The organism is Mesorhizobium sp. CO1-1-11, assembly GCF_020164995.1.
Taxonomy (GTDB): Bacteria; Pseudomonadota; Alphaproteobacteria; order Rhizobiales; family Rhizobiaceae; genus Mesorhizobium; species Mesorhizobium australicum.
Window position 1 is genome coordinate 1 of sequence record NZ_JAIUHE010000039.1, and the last position, 20,887, is coordinate 20,887.

Sequence of the window (20,887 nt, forward strand, 5' to 3'; positions counted from 1 at the left end):
CCAAAACCCCTTCGGGCCAAAAGTGTTACCCATGTCTCCGGTATAAACCGTAACCTATGTGTCCGGAACGGACCTTGAGAAATTGGCTCCCCGGGCCGGATTCGAACCAGCGACCAACCGGTTAACAGCCGGTTGCTCTACCACTGAGCTACCGGGGAACGGAGGCTCTTTGAGCAAGTGGCGCAGCCTATAGCAAACCCGTTTCGGCTTTGCAAAGAAGCATTTCGCATTTTTCCGAGACTTTTTCGCTCAGGCGTTTCTCGCAATCGGCCTTGCCCACCCTCATATTAGCCGTCTTGGCGACGGGGCGCGGAACCGAAAGGGCGGTCGCGGCTTTCGTAAAATGAGATTGTCGAGCCCTAACACAGGCGGTTCTTCGCGATGACGGCAGCGGACGAAAACCCGATACCCGCACGAAAGATCTCGGTGTTCGGGCGCGAATTCACCATGCCGCAGTCGCGCGGCCTCAGAATCACGATCGGCGTGCTATTGACCCTTGGCGGCATTCTCGGGTTCTTGCCGATCCTCGGCTTCTGGATGGTGCCGCTCGGATTGCTGGTGCTCTCCTACGAAATTGCCATGGTGCGCCGCCACCGGCGCCGCCTGGTCGTCTGGTGGGAGCGGCGACGCCGGCCAAATTGAGCGGCCGATACCGATGCATGTCGCATGGCGATCGCCTTCGACGAGAATCAATCGTCGCGCTGTTTTTCCGTGTCGGTGCCGGATTCCTCCGAATCCGGTTGCTGGCCTGCTTTCAGATCTTCGCTGATCTCCCTCAGGACGGCTGAAGCCGAGGCCAGGCGCGCCCGGTCGCGGGGTGAAAGCCTGCCGGTGCCTTCTATTCTCAGGCAGTCGATGGCATAGCGCACCAATTCCTCGCATCCCAGCAGCGGCACGCTTTCGGTTTCGTGCGTTTCGTCCTTCGGTTTGGCCAGGGCCATGATGCAGTCCTCCCTGTTTCTCAACGCAAGCCGGTGGGCGGAGTTTCGCTCGATCATTTGCCATGCTTAACGGATTGCCAATGTGAGTGGGCGGCTCCGACGGCGATCTAACAGGGCGCGGAGCCGGCGCAAGGAAACCGTTTTGGAATGCGCGTGGCCGCTTGACGGCATTTTCGCCGCAACCTATTGGAACCGGGTGGAACGCCGGGAGCAATGAGGCCTCGTGGCGGAGTGGTTACGCAGAGGACTGCAAATCCTTGCACCCCGGTTCGATTCCGGGCGAGGCCTCCAATACCCGGGCTCCAGCGCGTCAGCGCCGGAGCCTGAAGTTCCGGTCGAAATGAACCGCGATTCTGGCGCGGCAAGCAGATTGGTTGGAGCATGAGCGCTGATTTTTCCGAACTTCGCGTCAAGATGGTCGATGGTCAGGTTCGCACCACCGACGTGACCAGCGCGCCGCTGCTCGACGCGATGCTTTCGGTGCCGCGCGAGGTCTTCGTCGGCGATCGCCAGCGCGATCTGGCCTATATCGACGAGGACATCCGCATCGCCGACAGCGCCGATGGCCCGCGTTACCTGATGGAAGCTTCGCCATTGGCCAAGCTGATGCAACTGGCCGAGATCAACCCGACCGACTCGGCGCTCGATGTCGGTTGCGGCACCGGTTATGCCTCGGCCATCCTGTCGCGCCTGGCGAGATCCGTCGTGGCGCTCGAAAGCGATTCGGCACTGGCGCAAACCGCCGCGTCGACCCTGTCCGGGCTTGGCTGCGGCAATGTGACCGTGGTTCAGGGCGCCCTGGCGCAAGGCCATGCCGCGAAGGCGCCTTACGAGGTCATCTTCATCGGCGGCAGTGTCAGTAAAGTGCCGTCGGCGTTGCTCGACCAACTCGCCGAAGGCGGCCGCCTGGTGGCGGTCGAGGGCCAGGGCAATTCAGGCGTGGCGCGACTTTTTGTCAAAGCCGGGGGGGTTGTAACCGGGAGAAGGGCGTTTAATGCGGCAATTAAGCCACTACCCGGGTTCGAACGTGAGCATGCTTTCGAATTCTGAATGATTTGCCTTGCAGCAAAGACCTTGTCATGGTCGCTTGCATTTGAACGATCGTTGCTGATCCCAGACTGGGGGCACTTTGGGCTGAGCGACAGGGAACATAAACACGCCACGCCGCCTGCTCTGGAAGGAGAAGCCGGCGCGGCGCGGTTCCCATGGAAAACGAATGAGGGATACACCGTGCCGTCAGTACGCAAGTCACTTTTCACCGCCGTCCTTGTTTCGGCGACCGCGCTATCCCCACTGGCTGCTTCGGCTGAAACCATCACCGGCGCGCTTTCAAAAGCCTATCAGTACAATTCCACGCTGAATGCATCGCGCGCCGGCGTGCGTGTCACCGACGAGAGTGTGGCCATCGCCAAGTCGGGCTGGCGGCCGACGGTTACAGGTTCAGCCAACATCGATTATACGAACACGCGCCGGGCAAATGGCGGCGGCAGTTCGAAACTGACAAGCGGCAGCTACGGCATTCAGATCAATCAATCGCTGTTCGACGGGTTTCAGACGAGGAACAATGTCGCGGCCGCCGAATCCCAGGTCAAGGCGTCGGTAGAAAGCCTGCGCAATACCGAGGAAAACACGCTGTTCAACGCGGCCATGGCCTATATGGACGTGATTCGGGACCGGCAGATCGCGGTGCTGACCGAGCAGAACCTGCAGTTCCTGAGCGAGCAGGCGCGCGCCGCGCGCTCGCGCTTCGAAGTCGGCGAAGGCACGCGCACCGATGTCGCGCAGGCCGATGCCTCACGAGCGTCCGCGGTGGCATCGCTGAGCGCGGCCCGCGCACAGGCGCTGGCCAGCGCTGCGACCTATCACCAAGTCGTCGGCGACGAGCCTGGCAAGCTCAGGCCCGCTTCGCCATTGGGCCGGTTGCTGCCGTCGAGCCTCGACGCGGCGATCGCCGTCGGCTCGGCCGAACACCCGGCCATCCTTGCCACTCAGCATCTGGTCGACGCCGCAGCGTTTTCAGTCAAATCGGCTGAAGGCGCGCTGTTGCCGCAGCTGTCGGCTTCGGCCGGCGTTTCGGAAGATTACCGCAAGTCCATTCCCGACATCACCGGTTCCAACGGCAATTCGACCTCGGCCAATATCGGCGCGACGCTGACCATTCCAATCTATTCCGGCGGCCGGACGTCGGCGGTCGTGCGGCAGAACAAGGAATCGCTGGGGCAAGCACGCATCCAGGTCGACGTTACCCGCGACCAGGTGCGCCAGGCCATCGCCACGGCATGGTCGCAATACACCGCCGCGCAGCAAAGCGTATCCGCCAACAGGCAGGTTATCGACGCCGCACAATTGGCGCTGAACGGCGTCATCGAGGAACGCAATGTCGGCCAGCGCACGACGCTTGACGTGCTCAATGCGCAGGCCACCGTGATTACCGCCAAGATCAACCAGGCCAATTCCCAACACGACGTTGTCGTGGCGAGCTATGCCATCCTTCAGGCGATTGGCCGCTTGTCTGTCGACCGGCTTGCGCTGCAGGTGACGAAGTATAGGCCCGAAGAGCACTACAATGCCGTCAAGGACAAGTGGATCGGCCTGCGCACGCCGGACGGCCGCTAGGCCGTTCGCTCGATCGGCGTTTTCTGGCTAGGATTCGATCGACACCGTTGGACCATCGTTGTCCTTTGGCCGGTGGCTGACGGGACCGTCACACGGCTTTGGCGGATTTGCTCTAATCTGTTGAAATCCCACATGTCCCCAGATTGGGGATTCTCGTGCGGCGATCCGTCGGTTACGCTGTCGCCATGATTCGAATCCGGCTTTTGCCGGAGCGGAAATCTGCAACGGGTCACAAGGGCGGCGGATGTGACGATGGCAACGGCAAGCAGCGCACAGCGCGAACCTTCCATGGAAGAGATACTGGCTTCCATCAGGAGGATCATCGAAGACAGCGACAATGGCCGCAAGCAGCCCGGCGAGGCCGACGAATTGCAGCAGGACCTGGAGCCGCCACCGAGCGCTGTGGCAGCCGCCGACATCGATGCGTTTCGCGCCGAATTGCATGCCGCTCCCGAGGTCAGGAAGCCGGTCGCTGTGACCGAAACAATCCAGGCGCAGCCGGCGATTGCGCGCATGGATGCGCCGCCGCGTGCCGATCCGGCTCCGGGCAGGACGCCGATGGCCCTGGCCGAGGTCAGCGCCCGGGTTGCCGCCGAGCCTGCCGCCGACGCGCCAGCGGCTCCCGCGGAGGTTGCGACAAGTGAAGCCATCGTCGCCGATTGGCGGCGCGAGATCGCGGCGGTTGGCGAGCAAGCCAAGGCGATGCCGGACCGGAGCGTCCGCAAGCCAGCGGCACAGCCGGAGGTTTCGGCGAGCAAACCAGTGGCGGCGGAACCTGCGATCGACCCGGCTCCTTCAAGCGATGCTCCAACGGGTACGGCTGAGGCGCGCACGGCGGCGAACGAAACGCCCGTGGTGCGTCCCGCGATTCTGTCCGAACATACCGGCCGCCAGGTCGCGGCCGCCTTCGGCGAACTGTCCGACGCCTTTGCCAGCCGCAGCAAGAAGACATTCGACGAGATGGCCGAAGAAATGCTGCGGCCGATGCTGCAGGATTGGCTGGACAACAATCTGCCGACGCTGGTCGAGAGGCTGGTGCGCGAAGAGATCGAGCGCGTGGCACGCGGAGCCCAATAGCGTCCAGGCTTGCATCCCGAAGAAGCGCCGCCGCCGAGGCGGCGTTTCCGTTGTGGCTGGATCAGTCACTGGTTGCCGAACTGGCGAAGGCGAGCAGGTTGCCGTCGGAGTCGCTGACAATGAAGGTGCGCGAGCCCCAGGGTCTGGGTCCAGCGATCCATTGGCGTCAAGACGCCCACGGCCCGTCCGTTGAAATGAATAGGCCGACGCCTATCTGCTTGTGAAGCCTCAGGACATCCCTCGCGGTTGACTTGGCCAAGACCTTCCGATTTACACCGAACCAGCAAAATTCCCGACAGCGCGGACCGTTTTCCCATGCTTGAAAAGACCTACGACGCAAAAACCGTCGAGCCGAAGATCGCCAAGGTGTGGGAGGAAGCCGACGCGTTTCGCGCCGGCGCTGGGGCGGAGGAGGGGGCCGAGGCCTTCACCATCGTCATTCCGCCGCCCAACGTCACCGGCTCGCTGCATATGGGCCATGCGCTCAACAACACGCTGCAGGACATTCTGGTCCGCTTCGAGCGCATGCGTGGCAAGAACGTCCTGTGGCAGCCCGGCATGGACCATGCCGGCATCGCCACGCAGATGGTGGTCGAGCGGCAGCTGATGGAAAAGCAGATCCACCGCCGCGATCTCACCCGCGAGGAATTCATCGAGAAAGTGTGGGAGTGGAAGGCCGAATCGGGCGGCGCGATCTTCAACCAGCTGAAACGTCTCGGCGCTTCCGCCGACTGGTCGCGCGAACGCTTCACCATGGACGAGGGCCTCTCCAAGGCCGTGCTCGAAGTCTTCGTCACGCTCTACAAGGAAGGGCTGATCTACAAGGACAAGCGCCTTGTGAACTGGGACCCGAAACTGTTGACCGCGATCTCCGATCTCGAGGTCGAGCAGCAGGAGGTCAACGGCAACCTCTGGCATTTCCGCTATCCGGTCGAAGGCGTGACGTTCGATCCCGAGAATCCAAAAACCTTCGTTATCGTGGCGACGACTCGTCCCGAGACAATGCTGGGCGACACGGCTGTCGCGGTGAATCCAGAGGACGACCGGTTCCGGCATCTCGTCGGCAAGAATGTCGTCCTGCCGATCGTCGGGCGCAAGATCCCTGTCGTGGCCGACGAGTATTCCGATCCGGAAAAGGGGTCCGGAGCGGTCAAGATCACGCCGGCGCATGATTTCAACGACTTCGAGGTCGGCAAGCGCCACAAGCTGCCGGCGATCAACATCCTGACCGTCGAAGCGGCCATCAAGCTCAGGGATAATGAGGACTTCCTCGCCGGCGTCGAGGTGACGCCGGAGCGCCAGGCCGTCTGGGACGAACTCGACGGCCTCGACCGTTTCGTTGCGCGCAAGAAGATCGTCGAGCTGATGGAGGCCGGCGGCTTCCTCGACAAGGTCGAGCCGCACCGCCATGCGGTGCCGCATGGCGACCGCGGCGGCGTGCCGATCGAACCGTTCCTGACCGAGCAGTGGTACGCCAATGCGGCGGAACTCGCCAAGCCGGCGATCGCCTCGGTGCGCGAGGGGCGCACCAAAATCATCCCCAACAGCTGGGACAAGACCTACTTCCAGTGGATGGAGAATATCGAACCCTGGTGTATTTCGCGCCAGCTCTGGTGGGGTCACCAGATTCCGGCCTGGTACGGGCCAGATGGGCGTGTCTTCGTCGAGAAGACCGAGGAAGAGGCGCTGAGCGCCGCCATCGAATATTATCTGGCGCTGGAAGGGCCGTGGAAGGCCTGGGTCGAGGACAAGCTCGAGAACTTCAAGCCGGGCGAGATCCTGACCCGCGACGAGGATGTGCTCGACACCTGGTTCTCGTCGGCGCTGTGGCCTTTCTCGACGCTGGGCTGGCCGGAGCAGACGCCGGAGCTGAAGACCTATTATCAGACCGATGTGCTGGTGACCGGCTTCGATCTTATCTTCTTCTGGGTCGCCCGCATGATGATGATGGGCCTCCACTTCATGGGCGAGGAGCCGTTCCACACCGTTTATATGCATGCGCTGGTGCGCGACAAGAACGGCGCCAAGATGTCGAAGTCGAAAGGCAACGTCATCGATCCGCTCGACCTGATCGACGAATATGGCGCCGATGCGCTGCGCTTCACGCTGACGGTGATGGCGGCACAGGGGCGCGACGTGAAGCTCGATCCGGCACGTATCGCCGGCTACCGCAATTTCGGTACCAAGCTGTGGAACGCGACGCGCTTCGCCGAGATGAATGAGGTCGCCCGCAACGACGATTTTTGGCTGAACGACGCCAGGCTGGCGGTCAACCGCTGGATCCTGACCGAACTGACACGCGCCGCGCGCGAGGTCACCGACGGCATCACCTCGTATCGCTTCAACGAGGCGGCTGGAGCCGCCTACCGCTTCGTCTGGAACCTGTTCTGCGACTGGTATCTGGAACTGTTGAAGCCGGTGTTCATGGGCTCGGACGAGGCCGCCAAGGCCGAAAGCCGCGCCTGCGTCGCCTTCGTGCTCGACGAGATCTACAAGCTCCTGCATCCGATGATGCCGTTCATGACCGAGGAGCTCTGGGCGCAGACGGCGGGCGAGGGCAGGGATCGGGGCTCGCTGCTGTGTCATGCCGCATGGCCGTCGCCGGATTTCGAGGACCATGAAGCGGCTGCCGACATCAACTGGCTGGTCGATCTCGTCTCCGGCATCCGCTCGGTGCGCTCGGAGATGAACGTGCCGCCGGCAGCCATTGCGCCGCTGGTGGTGGTCGGCGCCAACGATGTGACGCGCGAGCGGCTGGTTCGCGAGGAGTCGGCGGTCAAACGGCTGGCGCGTGTCGGCGACATCTCGCTCGCCGATGCGGCACCCAAGGGGTCGGCACAGATCGTGCTCAACGAGGCGACGATCTGCCTGCCGCTGGGCAGCCTGATCGACCTCGCCGCGGAGGCCGCGCGGCTGCAGAAGGAACTGGCCAAGGTCACCGAGGAAATCGCGCGCCTGCACAAGAAACTGTCGAACGAGAAGTTCGTCGCCAGCGCGCCGGCCGAGATCGTCGAAGGCGAGCGGGAAAAGCTCGCCGAATATCGCGACGCGCAGGACAAGCTTTTGGTGGCGCTGACCAGGGTTCGCGACGCAGGTTGAAAGGCAGATTCGCGAGACTTTAGCACCCTCTAAAATGGGTAGTCTTTTGCCTCGAAAATCGGCATTCCGTTGCGTTAATGTTGACGTAAACGGAAGTTTTTGCCCCATTGTTGCCATAATGTAACAATGGGGCCGAAGACCCCTTAAATCGGCTTTTTTTGGGCCTTTCTGGCCGTTTTTTTCCTTTTTTGGGAAAGGCAAACCTCGCCAAAGGCCCTTTTTTGGCGCCGCGGCATCCGCTCGCATTTTGTCCAAAATACGTTGCGGGAACATGTACATGTACGCCCATCAATTCGTTGTTGCACCGTTAACCTGAATTGGTTCTAGCTTGATGCACTAGTTATTCGGGGAGGACATCCATGAACAATTTGCGTCTGAAAGCACTGCTGGGAGCAGGATGCTTTTCGCTGGCTTTGGCGGGCTCGGTTATCCATCCGGCGCATGCAGGCGGCCTGGAGCGGGGCGGCTACGACATCGACCTGTTGTTCGATCCGGCGCCGTTCGCGACTGAAGCCGAAGCGACCTATGTGATGCCGGATCGCAAGTACAAGAATGCGACGGGTCCGGGTGGCTTCAATTTTCTCGGTTCGACGGCGGATGGCGCCGAGGGCTATTGGGTACCCCGTATCGGGGCGAAGGTGCAGGTCGTGCAGGGAGTCGACTGCATGGTCGACTATTCACAGCCGTGGGGTGCCCACACAGCGCCTGGTACGTCTTGGAATGGCGCGTTTTCCAACGTCGAAACGGATATCAAGAGCAATAACTACGCTGGTACCTGCTCCTACAAGTTCGATGTCGGCAAGGGCCAACTCCGTTTTATCGGCGGCGTGTTCTACCAGGATATTTCAGGCTTCAAGGAGAGCCTGGTTGGTTTCAATCCAATTGGGCCGTCACCGATTGGCCGCGTCGACCTGGAGGCCAATGGATGGGGCTGGCGAGCCGGCGTTGCATACGAAATCCCCGATATCGCTCTTCGCGCGAGCTTGGTCTACAATTCCCAGGTCAAACTTGACAACATCACCGGCACACTCACGACGCCACTTGGGTCTGAGCCGATTTATGGCTCGACGCAATACATGCCAGACTCGTTGGAGTTGAAACTTCAGTCTGGCATCGCACCCGGCTGGCTTGCCTTCGGCTCGATCAAGTGGGTCAATTGGAGTGTGCTGCAAAGCGTTCCGATCTGCCCGACTCGTTTTGTTCCATCCGCGTCTTGCTTTACCGGTTCCCCGGGTGCAGTCACCTCACTCGACCTGATGTATCGCGACGGTTGGACCGTCACCGGCGGTGTCGGTCACAAATTTAACGATCAGTGGAGCGCTGCCGGTCAGCTTTCCTGGGATCGTGGCACCTCGCATGGTTACGGCGCGCAGACCGATACTTGGACGCTGGGCGGCGGCGTTGCTTATACGCCTCGGCCTAATATCGAAGTACGTCTGGCGGGTGCGGTTGGCGTCCTGACCAGCGGCCATTCCGGCACGTTGGCTGGAGAAAACGGCTACGTTGCTGGCGAAGACGCCAGCTACGACTTCGGCAACGATCTGGTCACGGCGCTATCGGGTGGAATCAAGATCAAGTTCTAAATCTCTGAAAACTATAATAAAAGGCCGGGCATTGCCCGGCCTTTTCGTTTGAGCCGGGTTTATCGGCGGCGCCGTCATCCAAGCTGCGTTGTATATAAGCCGCACTGTGGCCGCCTCGTGCGATTGTGACGTTTTGGCAACACTTTCTGAACAACCCCCGCGCTAGAAGTCAGGTCGAGGAAATTGCCCATTTCCCGCCATAAACCCGGCGCACCTCGAACCTTGTCTCGGGACACGCGCCAAAAGGCTCGGCGATGGGACAGGCCGCACCGCCCGCGGCAAGGAAGAGAATGGACGCCAAGGTCATCTCAAAGGCTAAGCTCCCTAGCCGCCATGTGACTGTCGGTCCGGCGCGTGCGCCGCACCGGTCCTATCTGTATGCCATGGGCCTCTCGGCGGCAGAGATCGCGCAGCCGCTGGTAGGCGTCGCATCCTGCTGGAACGAAGCGGCACCCTGCAATATTTCGCTGATGCGCCAGGCGCAGGTGGTCAAGAAGGGCGTCGCGGCCGCCAACGGCACGCCGCGCGAATTCTGCACCATCACAGTCACCGACGGCATCGCCATGGGCCACCAGGGCATGAAGTCGTCGCTGGTGTCGCGCGAGGTCATCGCCGATTCGGTCGAGCTCACCATGCGCGGCCATTGCTACGACGCGCTGGTCGGTCTCGCGGGCTGCGACAAGTCGCTGCCCGGCATGATGATGGCCATGGTGCGGCTCAATGTGCCGTCGATATTCATTTATGGCGGCTCGATCCTGCCCGGCAGCTATCGCGGCCGCCAGATCACCGTGCAGGATGTGTTCGAGGCTGTCGGCCAGCACTCGGTCGGCACGATCGGCGATGCCGAGCTGCTCGAAATCGAGCAGGCCGCCTGTCCCTCGGCCGGCTCCTGCGGTGCCCAGTTCACCGCCAACACGATGGCCACCGTCGCGGAGGCGATCGGTCTCGCGCTGCCCTATTCCTGCGGCGCGCCCGCGCCCTACGAAATGCGCGACCGCTTCAATTTCGCTTCCGGCGAAAAAATCATGGAGCTGATCGCCAAAAACATCCGGCCGCGCGACATCGTCACGCTGAAGGCGCTGGAAAACGCGGCGACCGTGGTTTCGGCCACCGGCGGCTCGACCAATGCGGCACTGCACCTGCCGGCGATCGCTCATGAGGCGGGGCTGAAATTCGACCTGTTCGACGTGGCGAAAATCTTCGAGAAGACGCCTTACATCGCCGACCTCAAGCCGGGCGGCAAATATGTAGCCAAGGACATGTTCGAGGCCGGCGGCATTCCGCTGCTGATGAAGACGCTGCTCGACCATGGCTATCTGCATGGCGATTGCCTGACGGTCACTGGCCGCACTTTGGCCGAAAATATGGAGCACGTTGCCTGGAATGAACACCAGGATGTGGTCCGCCCGGCCGACAGCCCTATTACCCAAACCGGCGGTGTCGTGGGCTTGAAGGGAAACCTTGCCCCCGAAGGCGCGATCGTGAAGGTCGCGGGCATGGCGGAGTTGAAATTCTCCGGCCCGGCGCGCTGCTTCGATTCGGAAGAGGAATGTTTCGAAGCGGTGACGCATCGCAACTACCGGGAAGGCGAGGTTCTGGTCATCCGCTATGAGGGACCGCGCGGCGGTCCTGGCATGCGCGAGATGCTGTCGACGACGGCGGCACTCTACGGCCAGGGCATGGGCGGCAAGGTGGCACTGATCACGGACGGTCGCTTCTCGGGCGCGACACGCGGCTTCTGCATCGGCCATGTCGGGCCGGAAGCTGCGGTTGGTGGTCCGATCGGTCTCGTCAGGGATGGCGACGTGATCACGATCGACGCGGTGAAGGGCACGATCGAGGTGGCGCTGTCCGATAGCGAGCTGGCGGCTCGGGCGAAGACATGGAAGGCGCGTACGACCGACTATCAGTCGGGCGCGATATGGAAATACGCACAGACGGTAGGGTCCGCCCGGGATGGCGCGGTCACCCATCCGGGCGGTGCGAAAGAAACACACTGCTATGCGGATATCTGAGTTGTTGAAGTCAACACCAGAGTTGCTGAGGTCATCTGTCCTTCCGGCACTGGTCGCGGTTGCGATCTTTGGCGCCGTGGGCCAGGCCGTGGCTTTCGACGACAAGGTGTTCGACGACAAGACCGGAGTGAAGCCGCAGTCGAGCCCCTGGGCGGTGTTCCAGTTCGGCTTCTCCGCCTACAAGAACGGCCACAAGGAACAGGCGGCCGAGGCCTATAAATACGCCGCCGAGAACGGCCAGATCGGCGCCACCTGGAAGCTTGCCCGCATGTATGCCGAAGGCGACGGCGTGGCCCGCGACGATTATGAGGCGTTCAAGTTCTTCTCGGAGATCGTAGACCAGGACGTCGAGCCCGGCTCTCCGGAAGAAAGTTACGTCTCCGACGCGCTGGTGGCGCTGGGCGACTATCTGCGCAAGGGCATTCCCGGCAGCCCGGTCAGCGAGAACGAGGTGGCGGCGCAGGAATATTACATGCGCGCCGCCGCCAATTACCGCAATCCGAACGCCCAGTTCGAGATGGGGCAGATGTTCCTGAAGGGCGAAGGCGGCGTGAAAGCCAGCGTCAAGCAGGCCGGGCGCTGGTTCCAACTCGCCGCCGAGAAGGGCCATGCCGGCGCGCAGGCGACGCTTGGCCATCTGTTGTTCCAGAGCGGCAAGGTCGTGCGCGGTCTGGCGATGATGACAGCGGCCCTCGAGCGTGCTTCCCCGGCCGATCAGCCCTGGATTCGCGGCATGCAGGAAGAGGCCTTCGCCGCTGCCGGCGAAGCCGACCGTCGAACCGCGATCTCACTGGCCGACGATATCCTGACCAAGGGCAGCAACGTCGATCAGTAAGGTTCTTTCGAGGAACCAGAAAATCAGTTTTCGGTTGGCTCCGTCGGCACCATGCTTGGCGCGGGTGTGGAGATCGGCGTGACGTGCAGGTGCGGCGCCATCGTGTTTGCGGGGCAGCTATCGCCGACCTTTGTCCACGACGTGTTGTTGAGCACCATGTCGCAGCGAGCCAAATGACTCTGATCGGCGACCGTCAGGCAGGCGACCTGGCCGACCGGATAGGATTTTCCATTGGCAAGACATTCCTGCGCGGCGAAGGCCGGCACGATCGCGGCCGTGGCGAGTGCCAAGCCGATCGGACAAAGAGCAAATCGAATGGTCATGGGAACCCCGGCCGCCATGATGATCTCCCATCATGCGTCGGAATGTGGCGATATGAGGGTTTCTCTGGTTATCCGGCCGGCTGCAGCGCGAGGTTGATCGCTACCGGGACGTGATCGGACGGTTTTTCCCAGGCGCGCACATGTTTTTCGATCGAAGCCGATGAGAACCGGTTTGCGGCTTCCGGCGACAACAGCAGATGGTCGATGCGGATGCCGTTGTTCTTCTGCCAGGCGCCGGCCTGATAATCCCAGAATGTGTAGGTATCAGGCGCATCGGTGACCGCGCGCACCGCTTCGGTGAAGCCGAGGTTCAGCAGCCGGCGGAAAGCCTGCCGCGTCCGCGGCTGGAACAGCGCGTCGCCCAGCCAGTTCTCCGGAAACCGCGCGTCGATGGGCTCGGGGATGACATTGTAGTCGCCGGCCAGCACCAACGCCTCTTCCAGCCTCAGGCGCTCCTGCGCCCACCGCTCCAGCCGCGCCATCCACGACAGCTTGTAGGGGAACTTCTTCTCGTCATCGATCGGGTTGCCGTTGGGCAGATAGAGCGAGGCGACACGAAGCGCGCCCTTGTCGGTGGAAAAAACACCCTCGATGAAACGGGCCTGCTCGTCGATGTCGTCGCCCGGCAGGCCCCTGATGACCTCGTCGAAAGGAAGCTTCGACAGCAGGGCAACACCGTTGAAGCCCTTCTGGCCATGGGTTTCGACATTATAGCCAAGCGCCTCGATCTCGGCGCGCGGGAACTGCTCGTCGACCGTCTTGATCTCCTGCAGGCAGACGATGTCGGGCGCGCTCTCGGTCAGCCAATGGGTCAGGTTGCCGATGCGGGCGCGCACGCCGTTGATGTTCCAGGTGACGATTTTCATGACGGTCTCATTGTTCCTGCGGCGGACGGCGTTCGACCAAACCGATCGTATTGCCTGCCGGGTCCTTTATAAAGGCCATCCATTCGCTTTCCCCCGCCGGGCCGAACTGGCCCTCGGTGTCGCGATGGACGAGCGCCGGCGGCGCGGTGAAGGGGATGCCGGCTGCCTTGGCCTCGGCGTGGAAGGCTTCGAGGCCTGACATGTCGAGATAGAGGGTGCCGGCCGGGATGCCGTCGGTAAACAACAGCCTGACATTGCCTGCCATGATGAAGGCGATGCCGGGCGGATCGTAGCGGGCATGAATGCTCATGCCGAGGACGTCGCGCCAAAAGGCCAGCGTCGCGTCGAGGTCGCGACCGGCTGAGAGCGCAACCTGACGAACCGCGCCAGTTGCGGGCATCTCGGTCCTAGATGGAGAAGCTGGTGCCGCAGCCGCAGGAGGCGACCGCATTCGGGTTCCTGATCTGGAACGACTGTCCCATCAGATCGTCGACGAAATCGATCACCGAGCCACCCATATAGACCAGCGACATGTCGTCGATCAGCACCGTGGCGCCATCCTTCTCGATGGCGACGTCGTCGTCATTGCGTGTGTCGACCAGATCGAATTTGTAGGAAAAGCCGGAGCAGCCGCCACCTTCGACGGACACACGCAGCGCCGTCTTGCCGGCTTCGGCCGAAACAATCCTGGCAATCCGCTTGGCCGCGGCCTCGGTCATATCGACTTTCATGGCAGTCTTGGCATCCGCGCCCATGGGCGTCACCTTGCTTTCGGTTTCACATGATAGGTATGAAGCGCGACGGGGCAAGTCAACTGCGGCAGCATCAGCCATGACAAATGAGCTTGGCGACATCGGTTTTGGCTATCGGCCACGCGCGGCCTACGCCACGGATCCCGCACGTTCGCGCGGCCGGCTGTTCGACGAGGTGGAAAGTCCGACCCGCACACCGTTCCAGCGTGACCGCGACCGGATCATCCATTCGACGGCGTTTCGGCGGCTCAAGCACAAGACGCAGGTCTTCATCGCGCACGAAGGCGACCACTACCGCACAAGGCTGACCCATTCGATCGAAGTGGCGCAGATCGCACGTGCCCTGGCGCGGGCGCTGCGTGGCGACGAGGATCTCGCCGAAGCGGTGGCGCTGGTGCATGATTTCGGCCACACGCCTTTTGGCCACACAGGCGAGGACGCGCTGAACGAAAAGATGGCGGCGTGGGGCGGCTTCGACCACAACGCACAATCGCTACGCATCGTGACCAGGCTGGAGGCGCGCTACGCTGAATTCGACGGGCTCAACCTGAGCTGGGAAACGCTGGAAGGCCTGGTCAAGCACAATGGTCCGCTCACCGACAGTAGGGGCCAAGGCCTGAAAGGACCGGTACCGCAGGCGATCCGCGACTACTCGCAACTGCAGGATCTCGAGCTCGACCGGTTCGCCGGCATCGAAGCGCAGTGCGCGGCGATTGCCGACGACATTGCCTACAACACGCATGATATCGATGATGGGCTGAGGTCAGGGCTGCTGACGCTTGACATGCTGAAGGCCGTTTCGCTGCCTGGAACGATCCTGAAAGCTGTGCGCGAGCGCTATCCCAGGCTTGATGACGTGCGCACCGGCCACGAATTGATGCGGCGCCAGATCACGGCCATGGTCGAGGATGTGATCAAGTCGACCACCGCCAATCTGGAGCGGATCAGGCCGCTGAGCGCCGACGCGGTGAGGGCGGCGGGCGAGACGATGGTGACATTTTCGATAGACATGGCGGAAGCCGAGAAGGAACTGAAGGCCTTCCTCTACAAACACCTCTACCGGCACGAGGAGGTCATGCGGGTGCGTGCGGACGCCGAGCAGATCGTCCGGGACCTGTTCGACGTCTATTTCGCCGACCCGCGCGCCATGCCGGACGGCTGGCGCGAAGGGCTGGACCGCGCCGAGGATCGCATCAAAGCGCGCAGCGTCGCCGATTTCCTGGCCGGCATGACCGACACCTACGCGCTCAAGGAACACAGGCGTTTGTTTGACCGCACCCCGGATTTGAGCTAGGGCGGGCTCGATTTGCCGGCCAAAGGGCCGGATTCGTCATAAAGCCACCGAGCATACACCATGAACATCTTCGCCGATTTCACCGCGCGAGTCACAAAGGCTGTCGAAGCGCTAGACCTGAAGGACCAGGACGGCGTTTCGCCTGATCTGTCGCGCATCGCCGTCGAGCCGCCGCGCGACGCCAGCCATGGCGATCTCGCAACCAATGCGGCGATGGTGCTGGCCAAGCCAACCGGACAGAACCCGCGCGCGCTGGCCGAGAGATTGGCGGACGCCCTGCGGGCCGACAAGGATGTCGCCGCCGCCGAGGTCGCCGGTCCCGGCTTCGTCAATCTCAGGCTCCAGGACGGTTTCTGGCAGGCGCATCTGTCGGCGCTTTTGGGCGAGGGTCCCAACTACGGCCGCTCGACGATCGGCGCCGGCCGCAAAACCAATGTCGAATATGTCTCGGCCAATCCGACCGGGCCGATGCATGTCGGCCATTGCCGGGGCGCCGTCGTCGGGGATGCGCTCGCCAACCTGATGGCGTTCGCCGGTTACGACGTGACCAAGGAATATGTCATCAACGACGCCGGGTCGCAGATCGACGTGCTCGGGCGCTCGGCGATGTTGCGCTATCGCGAGGCGCTTGGCGACGATATCGGCGAGATTCCGGCAGGACTTTATCCCGGTGACTATCTGGTCTCCGTCGGCGAGGCTCTGGTCAGGGAGTTTGGCCGTTCCTTGCTGCAGATGCCGGATGACGAGGCATTGGCCATCGTCAAGGATCGCACCATAGATGCGATGATGGTGATGATCCGCGAGGACCTTGCACTGCTCAACGTGCATCACGACGTGTTCTTCTCCGAACGCACGCTGCATGCCGACAATGCCAGGAAGATCCGCTCGGCGATCAACGACCTGACGCTGAAGGGCCATATCTACAAGGGCAAGCTGCCGCCGCCCAAGGGCGAGAAGCCGGACGACTGGGAAGACCGCGAACAGACGCTGTTCCGTTCGACCGCCGTCGGCGACGACATGGATCGGGCGCTGGTCAAGTCCGACGGCTCGTTCACCTATTTCGCGGCCGACGTGGCTTATCTCAAGGACAAGGTCGACCGCGGCTTCGTCGACCTGATCTATGTTCTCGGCGCCGACCATGGCGGCTACGTCAAGCGCCTGGAAGCCCTGGCGCGGGCCATTGCCGGCGACGACGTCAAGCTCACCGTTCTCCTGTGCAATCTCGTCAAGCTGTTTCGCGATGGCGAGCCGGTGCGGATGTCGAAGCGGTCCGGTGACTTCGTGACGCTGCGCGAGGTGGTGGAAGAAGTCGGACGCGATCCGATCCGCTTCATGATGCTTTATCGCAAGAACGATGCGCCGCTCGATTTCGACTTCGCCAAGGTGACCGAACAGTCCAAGGACAATCCGGTGTTTTACGTGCAGTACGCTTCGGCGCGCTGCCATTCGGTGTTCCGGCAGGCGAGCGAACAATTGGGCGAGGCGAATTTCGACCGCAACAGCCTGGCGGCAGCGTCAACGTCGTTGACCGACGAAGGGGAAATCGGCTTGATCAGGAAGCTTGCGGAATATCCGCGCCTGATCGAGTCCGCCGCTCTTGCGCTCGAGCCGCATCGGCTGGCATTTTATCTTTATGATCTGGCTTCCAGTTTCCATGGACACTGGAACCGGGGTACGGATAATCCGGACTTACGTTTTGTTAAGGTTAACGACCGACAATTGACGCATGCCAGACTAGGGCTGGTGCAGGCTGTTTCGGATGTTCTGACGTCCGGCCTGACGTTGATCGGGGCCGCCGCGCCCACCGAAATGCGTTAGGTTTGACTAAAAAACCTGTCACCTTTTGCCCACATTGCGCTGGTAAGGGCCAACCCTGCGCGACGTCCATGGCGTCCGAATGAGTGCGAGTTCGGGAACAATAATGGCAGACAGAACCCAGCTGAGAGTAGCCGACAACAACGACATCGCCGCCGATGATCCGTTCGCGGAGCTGACCAGGATCATGGGATTCGACCCCCGCCAGCCGGTCAAGCCGCAGGCGCCGGCCGAGCCGAAAGCCAAGGTCGCCGATCAGGCTGCGGGAGAGGGCGATTTCGACATCGATCTCGAGAAGGAACTGATGGGCGAATTCGACGCTGCCGATAGCGTCGCCGCCCCGCTTGTCGAGGCTCATGAGCCGGCATTCGAGCCGGTGGCAATCGATGTGTCGGATGACGATCTCGCGCTGTCGCTTGATGACGATTTTCACCTGGACATGGCTGAGCTCGATGACCGGACGGTGGCCGCCAGCCATGCCGGCGCCGCGGAAGCTGTGCCGTCCGTCGAGCCTGCCGTCGACATCGATTTCGACAAGACCGTGGCCAGCTCGCTCGAAGACGTTTCGGCCTTCGACGACGATCTGCCGATGGAAGACGAGCTTGCAGCTTCCCTCGACCGGGATTTCCATATCGGGGACGAGGCCGCCGAGCCCCCGTATGCCGTTGAATCGCCGGTTGCAGAAGTGGCGGCAGCGGCCGAGCCGGCTTCCGATCAAGAATTCGACGATGCCGTTGCGATCTCGCTCGAGGACGAGCTGATGCTCGACGACCATTCGGCGGATCAGCGCCAAGTGGCTGCTGCCGAATATCCAGAGCCGGCGCCGGCCACCGCGGATGAGACCCAGTCGATCTCCGGCGAGGATTTCGTTGGTCAGTTCGACGATGCCATGGCCGATGTCGACGTGGATTTTGACGTTCAGGCCGATGAGCCAGAAGCTTTTGAGGAGCCGCGAGCACATGAGTTGCTTGCCGATGTCATCGGCACGAAGGACGAGGTTCCAGGCGCTGAATCCATTTCGGATGACGCTTTCGACCTGGATTTGGACGAGGCGTTTGCCGAGCCCGCCGAAGAGCCAGCCGCCGAAATTGCCGCGGCTCCCGCGCAGCCGATGGCGGCAGCCATCGCGCCCCCAGTGCAGGCGCCCATCACGGACGAACGAAGCCTCGAAGACGAGTTGAACGCGCTTCTTGGCGCCATGACCGCGCGCACGCTGCCGTCGGCCAGGGAGCCGGCCATGGCTCAGCCGGTCGTGCCCCAGCCGGCCGCCGCGCCTGTTCAGCCGCCACTCGTCTCGACTGCAAAGGCCGCGGAGGAACCTGTCGATCTTGTTGGTGATCTCGACTGGGATCTCGATGAAGCAGCGTCCCAGGATGTGCATCAGTCCGGTTCCGACCAGGCCGCCGACGTCGACCTCGACGACCTGCTGCTCGACGAGCTTCAGGACCATGATTTCGGCTCGGAGACCGCTGAACAGGGCGAGGTCAATTTCGACAATGGCGCCATCGACGCCACCCGGGCCGAGGGTATCGACCCGCGTGAGGAAACAGCTTCCCCGCAGGATCAAGCCGATTCGCTCGATTGGCTGGCGGAACGCTCCGCGCCGTCGGAGCCGGCCCGTTCGTGGAGCCGCGTGACACCGGTTCCCCAACAGCCGGCATTTGCCGCGCAGCCTGCCGCCTCGATGGCGGCCTGGACGGCAGCACCGGAAACGGCCGCCGTGCCGTCCTACCGGCCGGCCGAGCCGGTTGCAGCCGCTCCCTACGTGGCTCCATCGGCACCGCAGGCGCAGCAGTCCTCGCGTTATGAAGAGATGCCCGATGTCGAGACGGTCGATGTGCCGGAGCGCGTCGTGGCGCTGGCCGACGATCTCGACATTCCAGAGTTGCATTTCGAGGACGATGAGCCGGTAGCATCCGGTTATGACGATCTCGACGCCGAATTCGCCAGCCTTCTGACTGAAATGAATTCGGTGGAGGTCGCGCCTGCTTCTGCCAGCAGCGCCGCCTATGCGGATGAATCCTACAATGCCGGGTTCAATCCGGGATACGGCGCGGCCAATCCGGGATATGGCAACGCCAATCCGGGATATGACGCGGTCAATCCGGGATATGGCAACGCCAATCCGGGATATGACGCGGTCAATCCGGGATATGACGCGGTCAATCCGGGATATGACGCGGTCAATCCGGGATATGACGCGGTCAATCCGGGATATGAAGAATCCAGGCCGGCCTATCAGCCGGAAGCGCGGACCTATGCGGCACGGCCGGCGGAAATGCCTGCCCGCGCGGCGGCGGCCTCGACCTATGCCGATGCTGCTGAAGGCTTCGATGATCTGCCCGGCAGCCAGCCGATCTCGCAGGCGGACGATTTCACCGTCGATGAACTCGACTACGATCCCGAACTGGACGAAGCGATGTCGGTTCCGGGTCTCGGCGAGCGGGAAGCCGCCCGGTCGTCCGGCCGGCGCGGCCTCTTCATCGCGGCGATAGTCGGTGCCGTGGCGGTCGCGGGCGGTCTTGGCGCCTTTGCGCTGTCTTTCGGCGGCAAGGGCGGCAGTGAGGCTCCGGTGATCGTCAAGGCCGATAATTCACCGATCAAGATCAAGCCGGAAAATCCGGGCGGCACCGTGGTGCCGAACCAGGACAACAAGGTCTATGACGCGGTGGTCAAGGGCGCGAAGCCGGCCGAGCCGGTCCAGCAGAAGCTCGTCACCAACGCCGAGGAGCCGGTGGACGTGCAGGCGAAGGACCCGGCCCGCGCCGTCGATCTTTCTCCCGACCAGAACGCCGCCGCCGGCACGGATGGCGCAGGCGACGTCTCGACCGCTGGTGCGGCCCCCGCCAACATAGCGGCGCCCACGCCGAAGTCGGAGGATCGCATCGCGCAGGTCCTGCAGGAAGCCGACAAGGGCACCAGCAACGATGTCGTTGCCGTTGCGCCGCGCAAGGTCAGGACCATGGTGGTCAAGTCCGACGGCTCGCTGGTGGCGCGTGAGGATCCGGCACCGGCCGCACCCCAGGTCGCCGCGGCGGAGCCGACCGATCCGGCACCACAGCATGTGGCGCCTGCCGCGCAGGCCAATACCGACCAGACCGGGGCCGACCAGACTGGCGCCGCCCAGACTGGCGCCGCCCAGACCGGTACCGCCCAGACTGGCACCGACCAGACTGGCACCGTGGCGCCCGCCGCCGCGCAGGCCGACGATGAGCCGGCTCTGAAGCCCGCCGCCAAGCCTGCCAAGGCTGAAGCCAAGCCGCAGTCGGCCAACACGCCGGCCAAGGTTGCGATCGCGCCGCAGCGTCCGTCCGACCAGCCGGTCGACGTGGTCGGCGAGGTCAAGCCAGATCAGGTCGCTTCCATCGATCCCGCCTCGACCGCGACCGGCAGCGGTTCGTGGTCGATGCAGATCGCTTCTCAGCCGACGGTAGAGAGTGCCCAGTCGACCTACCAGGACCTGCAGCGCCGCTTCGGCAGCGTGCTCTCCGGCCGCACGGCCAACATCGTCAAGGCCGAGATCGCCGGCAAGGGCACGTTCTACCGCGTGCGCGTTCCGGCTCAGTCGCGCAACGATGCGATCAATTTGTGCACCAGCTACAAGACCGCGGGCGGCAACTGCTTCGTATCGCGCTAGAGCCGGATGATTTCAGGTCGAGTCGACCTGAAAT

At 62.7% G+C, this 20,887-nt stretch carries 16 protein-coding genes and 2 tRNA genes; 12 read left to right on the top strand and 6 right to left on the bottom strand.

The window, feature by feature from the left end; translation table 11 throughout:
• Window positions 1-83 precede the first annotated feature (83 nt).
• A tRNA-Asn gene (locus LB554_RS28570) sits at window positions 84-158 on the bottom strand.
• A gap of 223 nt (window positions 159-381) precedes the next feature.
• Between LB554_RS28570 and LB554_RS28575 the strand changes: the two genes are divergently transcribed.
• Window positions 382-642 carry a hypothetical protein gene (locus LB554_RS28575; RefSeq protein WP_015317514.1) on the top strand — a complete coding sequence of 87 codons (261 nt, stop codon included), beginning with the start codon at window positions 382-384 and terminating at the stop codon, window positions 640-642.
• A gap of 47 nt (window positions 643-689) precedes the next feature.
• On the opposite strand, the gene LB554_RS28580 is transcribed toward LB554_RS28575, so the two are convergent.
• Complete coding sequence (locus tag LB554_RS28580; RefSeq protein WP_140716602.1) at window positions 690-941, bottom strand: hypothetical protein; 252 nt, start codon at window positions 939-941, stop codon at window positions 690-692.
• 217 nt (window positions 942-1,158) lie between these two features.
• Between LB554_RS28580 and LB554_RS28585 the strand changes: the two genes are divergently transcribed.
• The 8 genes from LB554_RS28585 (at window position 1,159) to LB554_RS28620 (ending at window position 12,166) form a co-directional block, all read left to right on the top strand.
• Window positions 1,159-1,232: transfer RNA gene (locus tag LB554_RS28585), tRNA-Cys, on the top strand.
• Window positions 1,233-1,322: 90 nt separating this feature from the next.
• Complete coding sequence (locus tag LB554_RS28590; RefSeq protein WP_015317516.1) at window positions 1,323-1,991, top strand: protein-L-isoaspartate O-methyltransferase family protein; 669 nt, start codon at window positions 1,323-1,325, stop codon at window positions 1,989-1,991.
• A gap of 180 nt (window positions 1,992-2,171) precedes the next feature.
• The gene (locus tag LB554_RS28595; RefSeq protein ID WP_140716604.1) at window positions 2,172-3,557 is read left to right on the top strand and encodes a TolC family outer membrane protein; all 1,386 of its coding nucleotides are present in this window, start codon (window positions 2,172-2,174) and stop codon (window positions 3,555-3,557) included.
• Window positions 3,558-3,809: 252 nt separating this feature from the next.
• On the top strand, window positions 3,810-4,634 hold the full coding sequence (locus LB554_RS28600) for a PopZ family protein (RefSeq protein WP_224588153.1): 825 nt from the start codon (window positions 3,810-3,812) through the stop codon (window positions 4,632-4,634).
• Between the two features lie 315 nt (window positions 4,635-4,949).
• Window positions 4,950-7,733, top strand: coding sequence for a valine--tRNA ligase (locus LB554_RS28605; protein ID WP_224588156.1), 2,784 nt, complete (start codon window positions 4,950-4,952; stop codon window positions 7,731-7,733).
• A gap of 359 nt (window positions 7,734-8,092) precedes the next feature.
• A complete protein-coding gene (locus LB554_RS28610; RefSeq protein ID WP_224588157.1) occupies window positions 8,093-9,316 on the top strand; it encodes an OmpP1/FadL family transporter in 1,224 nt (407 codons plus the stop codon).
• Between the two features lie 290 nt (window positions 9,317-9,606).
• On the top strand, window positions 9,607-11,331 hold the full coding sequence (ilvD, locus tag LB554_RS28615; protein WP_224588159.1) for a dihydroxy-acid dehydratase: 1,725 nt from the start codon (window positions 9,607-9,609) through the stop codon (window positions 11,329-11,331).
• Entirely contained in the window at window positions 11,318-12,166 is an 849-nt protein-coding gene (locus LB554_RS28620) for a tetratricopeptide repeat protein (protein WP_041163432.1), read from the top strand. Before ilvD ends, LB554_RS28620 begins: the two co-directional genes overlap by 14 nt.
• Before the next feature lie 23 nt (window positions 12,167-12,189).
• Here the strand turns inward: LB554_RS28620 and LB554_RS28625 are convergent, their stop codons facing one another.
• Genes LB554_RS28625 through erpA form a run of 4 tightly spaced genes read right to left on the bottom strand, consistent with a single transcriptional unit; the run spans window position 12,190 to window position 14,110 of the window.
• On the bottom strand, window positions 12,190-12,507 hold the full coding sequence (locus LB554_RS28625; protein ID WP_015317523.1) for a hypothetical protein: 318 nt from the start codon (window positions 12,505-12,507) through the stop codon (window positions 12,190-12,192).
• Between the two features lie 50 nt (window positions 12,508-12,557).
• Window positions 12,558-13,355 carry an exodeoxyribonuclease III gene (xth, locus tag LB554_RS28630; protein ID WP_015317524.1) on the bottom strand — a complete coding sequence of 266 codons (798 nt, stop codon included), beginning with the start codon at window positions 13,353-13,355 and terminating at the stop codon, window positions 12,558-12,560.
• Window positions 13,356-13,362: 7 nt separating this feature from the next.
• Entirely contained in the window at window positions 13,363-13,755 is a 393-nt protein-coding gene (locus LB554_RS28635) for a VOC family protein (RefSeq protein WP_140791070.1), read from the bottom strand.
• Window positions 13,756-13,762: 7 nt separating this feature from the next.
• Window positions 13,763-14,110 carry an iron-sulfur cluster insertion protein ErpA gene (gene erpA / locus LB554_RS28640; RefSeq protein WP_140661113.1) on the bottom strand — a complete coding sequence of 116 codons (348 nt, stop codon included), beginning with the start codon at window positions 14,108-14,110 and terminating at the stop codon, window positions 13,763-13,765.
• 76 nt (window positions 14,111-14,186) lie between these two features.
• On the opposite strand from erpA, the gene LB554_RS28645 reads away from it, so the two are divergent.
• From LB554_RS28645 to LB554_RS28655, 3 genes are all read left to right on the top strand, one after another.
• On the top strand, window positions 14,187-15,401 hold the full coding sequence (locus LB554_RS28645) for a deoxyguanosinetriphosphate triphosphohydrolase (RefSeq protein WP_224588161.1): 1,215 nt from the start codon (window positions 14,187-14,189) through the stop codon (window positions 15,399-15,401).
• A 60-nt stretch (window positions 15,402-15,461) separates the two neighbouring features.
• On the top strand, window positions 15,462-17,219 hold the full coding sequence (gene argS / locus LB554_RS28650; protein ID WP_140716622.1) for an arginine--tRNA ligase: 1,758 nt from the start codon (window positions 15,462-15,464) through the stop codon (window positions 17,217-17,219).
• A 103-nt stretch (window positions 17,220-17,322) separates the two neighbouring features.
• A complete protein-coding gene (locus tag LB554_RS28655; protein ID WP_224588162.1) occupies window positions 17,323-20,853 on the top strand; it encodes an SPOR domain-containing protein in 3,531 nt (1,176 codons plus the stop codon).
• Window positions 20,854-20,887: the final 34 nt, after the last annotated feature.

Bases quoted from the DNA above. Each gene is read 5' to 3' on its own strand.
- LB554_RS28580 (WP_140716602.1), bottom strand. From the start codon at position 941: ATGGCCCTGGCCAAACCGAAGGACGAAACGCACGAAACCGAAAGCGTG.
- LB554_RS28610 (WP_224588157.1), top strand. From the start codon at position 8,093: ATGAACAATTTGCGTCTGAAAGCACTGCTGGGAGCAGGATGCTTTTCG.
- LB554_RS28645 (WP_224588161.1), top strand. From the start codon at position 14,187: ATGACAAATGAGCTTGGCGACATCGGTTTTGGCTATCGGCCACGCGCG.
- LB554_RS28635 (WP_140791070.1), bottom strand. From the start codon at position 13,755: ATGCCCGCAACTGGCGCGGTTCGTCAGGTTGCGCTCTCAGCCGGTCGC.
- argS (WP_140716622.1), top strand. From the start codon at position 15,462: ATGAACATCTTCGCCGATTTCACCGCGCGAGTCACAAAGGCTGTCGAA.
- LB554_RS28600 (WP_224588153.1), top strand. From the start codon at position 3,810: ATGGCAACGGCAAGCAGCGCACAGCGCGAACCTTCCATGGAAGAGATA.
- ilvD (WP_224588159.1), top strand. From the start codon at position 9,607: ATGGACGCCAAGGTCATCTCAAAGGCTAAGCTCCCTAGCCGCCATGTG.
- LB554_RS28605 (WP_224588156.1), top strand. From the start codon at position 4,950: ATGCTTGAAAAGACCTACGACGCAAAAACCGTCGAGCCGAAGATCGCC.
- erpA (WP_140661113.1), bottom strand. From the start codon at position 14,110: ATGGGCGCGGATGCCAAGACTGCCATGAAAGTCGATATGACCGAGGCC.
- LB554_RS28655 (WP_224588162.1), top strand. From the start codon at position 17,323: ATGGCAGACAGAACCCAGCTGAGAGTAGCCGACAACAACGACATCGCC.
- xth (WP_015317524.1), bottom strand. From the start codon at position 13,355: ATGAAAATCGTCACCTGGAACATCAACGGCGTGCGCGCCCGCATCGGC.
- LB554_RS28590 (WP_015317516.1), top strand. From the start codon at position 1,323: ATGAGCGCTGATTTTTCCGAACTTCGCGTCAAGATGGTCGATGGTCAG.
- LB554_RS28575 (WP_015317514.1), top strand. From the start codon at position 382: ATGACGGCAGCGGACGAAAACCCGATACCCGCACGAAAGATCTCGGTG.
- LB554_RS28620 (WP_041163432.1), top strand. From the start codon at position 11,318: ATGCGGATATCTGAGTTGTTGAAGTCAACACCAGAGTTGCTGAGGTCA.
- LB554_RS28625 (WP_015317523.1), bottom strand. From the start codon at position 12,507: ATGGCGGCCGGGGTTCCCATGACCATTCGATTTGCTCTTTGTCCGATC.